Raw genomic sequence first — 7037 nt, forward strand, 5'->3', positions numbered from 1 at the left:
CTACGCCGGGTACGGCGTGTTCATCTATCCAGCTCACACAGCCACAGCAGCAACCCCGGCGATGGTCAACGACCCACGGAAACAGCAGAAGAGCCCTTCTCCGCCACCTGCGTCCTGCGGTCCGGCTCCCCAGACGCACCGCACGACACCGTCCCAATGGCAAGGGCGATGGCTGTGCCCGCCGTGGCGAGGGTTCGGCAGAAGGAGGAATCACTCTTCATCGACTGCTCCCGTCAGCAGGGTCAGCGCACGCAGCACGGCGTCGTGCTCCTCGGGCGGAACCCGGTCCAGTGCGGCTTGGAATCGCTTCCGCCGCGCTTCGGCCAGGCGGGCCGCCGCCCCCTCGCCGGCGGAGGTGAGCCGGAGCAGTACGCCCCGCCCGTCCTCGGGCGCGGGCAGTCGTTTCAACCAGCCCCGCTCGACAAGCTGGCCCACAAGCCTGCTGGTGGTGCTCTTCTCCAGGCTCAGGCGGCGCGCAAGTTCGGACTGCCGCAGTTCTCCATGTCGCGCCAACTCCCCGAGGGCGTGTGCTTCTGAGACCGGCACTGGCTGCCCGCACGGAGTCCGATCAGGACGATGCAATCCGAAGGCCCGGACGAACCTGGCGACAGCCTCCTGCAGATCGCTGGCATCGGGTGACATGGTTCGACACTACAACCAGATGGTTTGAGCATACAACCATCCATCTCGGGGTCAGCTTTGCATTGCCAGTGGCCCACGCGGCTTCGGCGAGAACCCCGCCGGCGAACTTCTCGCCTCTAGGTAGGCAAAGCACTCCTCGATGCAGCGCGCGGGCTTCTCCCGATCCGGCCACCCGGGCTGCGGGGTACGTGGCGAGCATGTCCTTGATGGAATCGGCGATCGGGCTGTACAAGACCGAGCCGATCAAGCCGCGCCGACCACCGGGCGGCACTGGTGCAACGGCCACGACCACAACTACCAGAGGTTCCTCTCCAGCAGGCGGGTCTCCTACGTCGTCACCGGTGGCGGCGGGCAGCGGCTGTACAACGTGCGCACCGGTTGCACCACGCTCCTGCGACTCGCCGCCGCCAAGCGGTACCACTTCACCGCGGTCGAACTCCGCGCCGGGTCCGCTCCATCACCGCGGTGTACTCGCCGACCGCCGTGGAGGAGAACATCATCATGCAGTCGTTGGGCCGCACCTACGGCATCCTCGTCGAAATGCGCGACACCACCCCGTCCAACCTGATCCCGGGGATCCCTCTCGGCCCCCAGGGGTAGAGCGCGCATCCAACGGCCGGCAGCCCGCCCGGCCGGTGCGCGGGCGGCGGGACGGCCTCCTCGAGCGGCCCGGCGGGGTGATAGACGTGGACTATGGCGCGTGACGAAGCGCTCGGCCCGCCGGCCCACTCCGGCTGGGAGTTCTGGATCGATCGTGGTGGCACGTTCACCGACGTGGTCGGCAGGCGGCCGGACGGCGCGCTCCTCACCCACAAGCTCCTCTCGCAGGACAGGGAGCGCTACCAGGACGCGGCCATCGCCGGAATCAGGCATCTCCTCGGAGTGGCGCCCGGCGAGCCGATCCCGACGGAGCGGATCGCGGGCGTGCGGCTCGGGACGACGGTGGCGACGAACGCCCTGCTCGAACGCCGGGGTGAACCGACGGTGCTGGTCATCACCGAGGGCTACCGCGACGCGCTGCGGATCGCGTATCAGAATCGCCCGCGCATCTTCGCCCGGGAGATCGTGCTGCCCGAGCTGCTGTACACGCGGGTGATCGAGGCGAGAGAGCGCGTCGACGCGCACGGGCGGGTGATCGTCCCCCTGGACGAGGGCGCGGTCGAACGCGACCTCCGCGCGGCTCATGACGAGGGTTTCCGTTCGGTCGCGATCGTGTGCATGCACGGCTATCGCCACGCCCTGCACGAGATCGCCATCGGGAGGATCGCGCGCCGGACCGGCTTCACCCAGGTCTCCGAGTCACATGCGACGAGCCCGCTGATGAGACTGGTCTCGCGTGGCGACACCACCGTCGTCGACGCCTACCTCTCGCCGATCCTCGACCGGTACGTCGCCCAGGTGTCCGAGGAGCTGGACGGCGTGCCGTTGATGTTCATGCAGTCCAGCGGCGGGCTCACCGACGCCCACGGTTTCCGCGGCAAGGACTCGATCCTGTCCGGGCCGGCGGGCGGCATCGTGGGAATGGCGCGCACGTCGGCCGCCGCGGGCTTCCGGCGGGTCATCGGTTTCGACATGGGCGGCACCTCCACCGACGTCTCGCACTACGCGGGCGAGTTCGAGCGCCAGTACGAGACGCAGGTGGCGGGGGTGCGGATGCGGGCGCCGATGCTGAGCATCCACACGGTCGCGGCCGGCGGCGGGTCGGTGCTGCACTTCGACGGCGGCCGGTACCGGGTCGGACCCGACTCCGCGGGCGCCGATCCCGGTCCCGCCTGCTACCGCCGAGGCGGTCCGCTCACCGTCACCGACGCGAACGTGATGCTGGGGCGCATCCGGCCCGAGCACTTCCCGCACGTCTTCGGCCCCGCGGGCGGTCAGGCCATCGACGCCGGCGTCGTCCGGGACCGCTTCGCCGCGCTGGCGGCCGAGATCGGCGACGGCCGCCCGCCCGAGGAGGTCGCGGCCGGATTCCTGGAGATCGCGGTGACGAACATGGCCAACGCGATCAAGAAGATCTCCGTCCAGCGCGGCTACGACGTCACCCGATACGCGCTGGCCACCTTCGGCGGCGCCGGCGGCCAGCACGCCTGCGCGGTCGCCGACGCCCTCGGCATGCGGCAGGTGCTCATCCATCCGCTGGCCGGGGTGCTGTCGGCGTACGGCATGGGACTGGCCGATGTCACCGCCATGCGGGAGGCGGCGGTGGAGGCTCCGCTGAGCGAGGATCTGCCGCCCGAGCTGAGCGCGATCCTGGGGAGGCTGGAGCGGGACGCGGGCGATGAACTGCGGGACGAGGGGATGGGCGTGAAGGGTGTCCTGCGCCGCGCTCACCTGCGTTACGCGGGCACGGACACCGCCCTGCCGGTCCGTGTCGGCGCCGTGCAGGCGATGGTCGCCGAGTTCGAGGAGGTCTACCGGCGCCGGTTCTCCTTCCTGATGCGGGACAAGCAGATCGTCGTGGAGGCCGTGTCGGTCGAGGCCGTCGGCGACCTCGACCGGGCCGCCGAGGTACCGGTCCGGTCCGGCCGCGGAGGCCCCGCCGAGCCGGTGGGCGTCCGGATGTACGGCGGCGGCGCCTGGCGCGAGGTCGACCTCTACCGGCGGGAGGAGCTGCGGCCCGGGGACACCGTGGCGGGCCCGGCGATCATCGCGGAGGCCAACGCGACGACCGTCGTCGACGCGGGCTGGCACGCGACGGTGAACGAGCTCGGCCACCTGCTGCTCACCCGGGTGGCGCCGCGGCCCGGCGGACACGGGGTCGGCACCGGCGCCGACCCCGTCATGCTGGAGATCTTCAACAACCTGTTCATGTCCATCGCCGAACAGATGGGAGTCCGGCTGCGGAGCACGGCGCACTCGGTCAACATCAAGGAACGCCTCGACTTCTCCTGCGCGATCTTCGACGCGGACGGCAGCCTCATCGCCAACGCGCCGCACATCCCCGTGCACCTCGGCTCGATGGGGGCGTCCATCGGGGAGCTGATCAGGCGGCGGCGGGCCACCGGGGGAATGCGGCCGGGCCAGGTCTACGCGCTCAACGACCCCTACCACGGCGGCACCCACCTGCCCGATGTGACCGTCGTCACGCCGGTCTTCGTCAAGGACGTGGAGTCCGCGTCCGCAGGGGGCGACGACGAGATCTCCTTCTTCGTCGCGTCCCGAGGCCACCACGCCGAGATCGGCGGCATCACGCCAGGTTCCATGCCGGCCTTCAGCACGAGGGTGGAGGAGGAAGGCGTCCTGATCGACAACTGGCTCCTCGTCGAGGGCGGCAGGATGCGTGAGGCCGAGACGGTCGAGCTGCTGCGTTCGGCCGTCCATCCGTCCCGCAACCCGCTCGACAACGTCGCCGACCTGCGCGCCCAGATCGCCGCCAACGAGAAGGGCGTGCAGGAGCTGCACGGCATGGTCCGGCATTTCGGCCTGGACGTCGTCCACGCCTACATGCGTCACGTCCAGGACAACGCCGAGGAGGCGGTCCGTCAGGTGATCACCGCACTGCGCGACGGCTCGTACGCCTACGAGCTCGACAGCGGGGCGCTGATCAGGGTCGCGATCCGCGTCGACCGCCAGGCCCGGACGGCGGAGATCGACTTCACCGGCACCTCTCCCGGCCTGGCCGGCAACTTCAACGCGCCGTCGTCGGTGGCGGTGGCGGCGGTGCTGTACGTGTTCCGCACACTGGTGGCCGAGGACATCCCGCTGAACGCCGGCTGCCTCACGCCGATCCACATCACGATCCCGCCGGGCACGATGCTCTCGCCGGAGTATCCGGCGGCCGTGGCGGCGGGCAACGTCGAGACCTCGCAGGCCGTGACCGGCGCCCTGTACGCCGCGCTGGGAGTGATGGCGGAAGGCTCCGGCACGATGAACAACGTCACGTTCGGCAACGAGAACCACCAGTACTACGAGACGGTGGCCAGCGGCTCCGGCGCCGGGAACGGCTTCGACGGCGCCGATGTCGTCCAGACCCACATGACCAACTCCCGGCTCACCGACCCCGAGGTGCTGGAGTGGCGCTATCCCGTGCTGCTGGAAGGCCACGAGATCCGCCGCGGCAGCGGTGGAGCGGGACGCTGGCGCGGAGGCGACGGCGCCCGGCGCCGCATCCGCTTCCTCGAACCGATGACGGTGACCACGCTGAGCAGTCACCGGCGCGTCCCGCCGTACGGTATGGCGGGCGGCGAGCCCGGCGCGCTGGGGCGGCAGTGGGTGGAGCACGCCGACGGCTCCGCGACGCCGATGAAGGGCTGTGACTCGCTGCCCGTGGACACCGGAGACGTCTTCGTCGTCGAGACGCCGGGCGGCGGTGGTTACGGTGCGGACTGAGCCACACGGCCACCCGGTCACGGCGGCTCTGTCCGACGGAGCCATCTTCCGCCAAGGACGAAGAACCGCCGACCCACGATCGTGGTGTCTGGGGACGGTGCGGGGGATTGCCTCCCAGGCGTGCGGGCTGCTGCTGATCGAGGCGCTGCGGGCGGGACCGGTGAGGCCGCCGCCGACCACATCACCGCAGGACTCCTGGCCCTCAACCAGATGCCACCGAAGGGATGTTAATGCGAAGAACTTCGCGTTACTCTATCCGTGTCGCATAGAGAGGGGTGCCGCATGGACGTGGAGCCGCGCGCCACGGGGGCCGTGCGGCCCGGCGGCCGGACGGCGCGCACCCGTGCGGCGGTGTTGGCCGCGGCGCAGGAGGAACTGGAGGCCACCGGGTACGCCGGACTCACCATGGAGAAGGTGGCCGAGCGTTCGGGCGTGCATCTGGCCACGCTGTACCGGCGCTGGCGGACGGTCGAGGGACTCGTCGTCGACCTGCTGGGCGAACTGGGCAGGAGCGAGATCCCGATACCGGACACCGGCTCGTTCAGGGGCGACCTTCAGGCGCTCGCGCTGGAGATCGCCGGCCTGTATCAGCAGCCCAGAGCGCGGGCGCTCGTCGAGGGCGTCGTGGCCGCCGCCGTCCGGTCCCCCGAGGCGTCCACCGCCTGGGCGACGGTGATCGCCGAGCGCAACCGCCTCGCGTCCCGGATCGTCGAACGGGCCGTAGAACGCGGCGAGCTACCGCCGGGAACCGACGACATAGCGATCATCAGCGCCGTCGGAGCCCCCCTCTACTATCGCCTGCTCGTCGCCCGCGGGCCGGTGGACGACGAGGTCGCCGAGGTCGCCGCCGCGGCCGCGCACGCCGCCGCCCTCAGCGGCGCCTTCACTCCGGGTGGCTCCCCCGGCCCTCCATAGGCCGCGGCGTACACCTGCCGACACCAGCGAAAGGACTTGCAAATGCGCCAGGACATCGAGTTCGTCTCGGCCGGGACGACCCTCCGCGGATGGCTTTACACGCCCGACGGCACCTCTGGCCCGCACCCGGCCGTGGTCGTCACCCATGGACTCGGGGCGGTCAAGGAGCAGTACACCGACGACATCGCCGAAGCACTCGCCGCAGCCGGGCTGGCGGTCGTCCTCTACGACCACGCCTCGTTCGGCGCGAGCGACGGCGAGCCGCGCCAGGAGGTCGATCCTTGGACACAGATCCAGGGATACCGGGACGCCATCACCTTCCTGTGCACACGTCCCGAGGTGGACGCCGAGCGCATCGGGGTGTTCGGGTCGAGCTTCTCAGGCGGGCACGTGCTCGTCGTCGGGGCCGTCGACCGGCGGGTCAAGGCCGTGTACTCGCAGGTGCCGGTCATCAGCGGCGGGACGACCCTGTCGCGGTTCATCCCCAGCGAGGCCCTCGCCGAAGTACGCAGGAGCTTCGACGCCGACCGGCTCGCCCGGTTCAACGGCGAGGCGCCGGCGACGATCCCCCTCATCACCGCGACCCCCGGGGAGCCCGCCGCGATGGCCGACCGGGAAACCTACGAGTGGTACCAGACGATCGAGCCGGAGCGCCTGGCGACGTGGCGCAACGAGGTCACGCTCCGGTCGGTGGAGGCGATCGCCGGCTACGAGCCGGGCGACCATATCGCCCGCATCTCCCCCACACCGCTCATGCTCGTCGTCGCCCAGCACGACATCCTCACTCACAGCGACCTGGCCTTCGCCGCCTACGAACGGGCCCTTCACCCCAAGCAACTCGTCACCCTGCCCGGCGGCCATTTCGTCGTCTATAACCAGGAGTTCAAGAACACGCTCGCCCTCATGACCGAGTTCTTTCTCCAGCATCTCGCTCCCCGGACATCCGCCTGATCTTCAAGCCGCACTGCCATGGCCATCGCTTTCTAGACTGGCGTCGAGCCGGAGCCGGTCACGCAGGCCCTCACGTCCATCGGGTTGAAGAGGAAACCCGTGATGCTGAGCCTGGATCCACGGGGTTGGTAATGCGATGAAAGCCGCGATATGAGGAGAGGTGCCCTGCAACCTGGGATGATGGGAGTTCTCTACGCTTC

General features: G+C 70.1%; 5 protein-coding genes and 1 pseudogene. 4 read left to right on the forward strand and 2 right to left on the reverse strand.

Annotated elements, in window-relative coordinates; translation table 11 throughout:
• Nucleotides 1–210: 210 nt before the first annotated feature.
• Nucleotides 211–642, reverse strand: a complete 432-nt coding sequence (locus tag ACGFK0_RS37440; RefSeq protein WP_392913483.1) for a MarR family winged helix-turn-helix transcriptional regulator — start codon at nt 640–642, stop codon at nt 211–213.
• Nucleotides 643–1107: 465 nt separating this feature from the next.
• Here ACGFK0_RS37440 and ACGFK0_RS37445 point away from each other — a divergent pair, with 465 nt between their 5' ends.
• The 4 genes and pseudogenes from ACGFK0_RS37445 to ACGFK0_RS37460 all read left to right on the forward strand — a co-directional run.
• On the forward strand, nt 1108–1242 hold the full coding sequence (locus tag ACGFK0_RS37445; protein WP_392913485.1) for a hypothetical protein: 135 nt from the start codon (nt 1108–1110) through the stop codon (nt 1240–1242).
• 93 nt (nt 1243–1335) lie between these two features.
• Nucleotides 1336–4971 (forward strand): hydantoinase B/oxoprolinase family protein, encoded by a 3636-nt coding sequence (locus ACGFK0_RS37450; RefSeq protein WP_392913487.1) that lies wholly within the window; start codon nt 1336–1338, stop codon nt 4969–4971.
• A 282-nt stretch (nt 4972–5253) separates the two neighbouring features.
• A complete protein-coding gene (locus tag ACGFK0_RS37455; protein ID WP_392913489.1) occupies nt 5254–5886 on the forward strand; it encodes a TetR/AcrR family transcriptional regulator in 633 nt (210 codons plus the stop codon).
• An 18-nt stretch (nt 5887–5904) separates the two neighbouring features.
• Nucleotides 5905–6837, forward strand: a pseudogene (locus ACGFK0_RS37460) (alpha/beta hydrolase); the annotation flags it as partial.
• A 3-nt stretch (nt 6838–6840) separates the two neighbouring features.
• On the opposite strand, the gene ACGFK0_RS37465 reads toward ACGFK0_RS37460, so the two are convergent.
• A partial coding sequence (locus ACGFK0_RS37465; RefSeq protein WP_392913493.1) for a hypothetical protein occupies nt 6841–7037 on the reverse strand: 197 nt, incomplete at its 5' end.

This window comes from Spirillospora sp. NPDC048823 (assembly GCF_043198445.1).
In the GTDB taxonomy this organism is placed as follows: Bacteria; Actinomycetota; Actinomycetes; order Streptosporangiales; family Streptosporangiaceae; genus Spirillospora.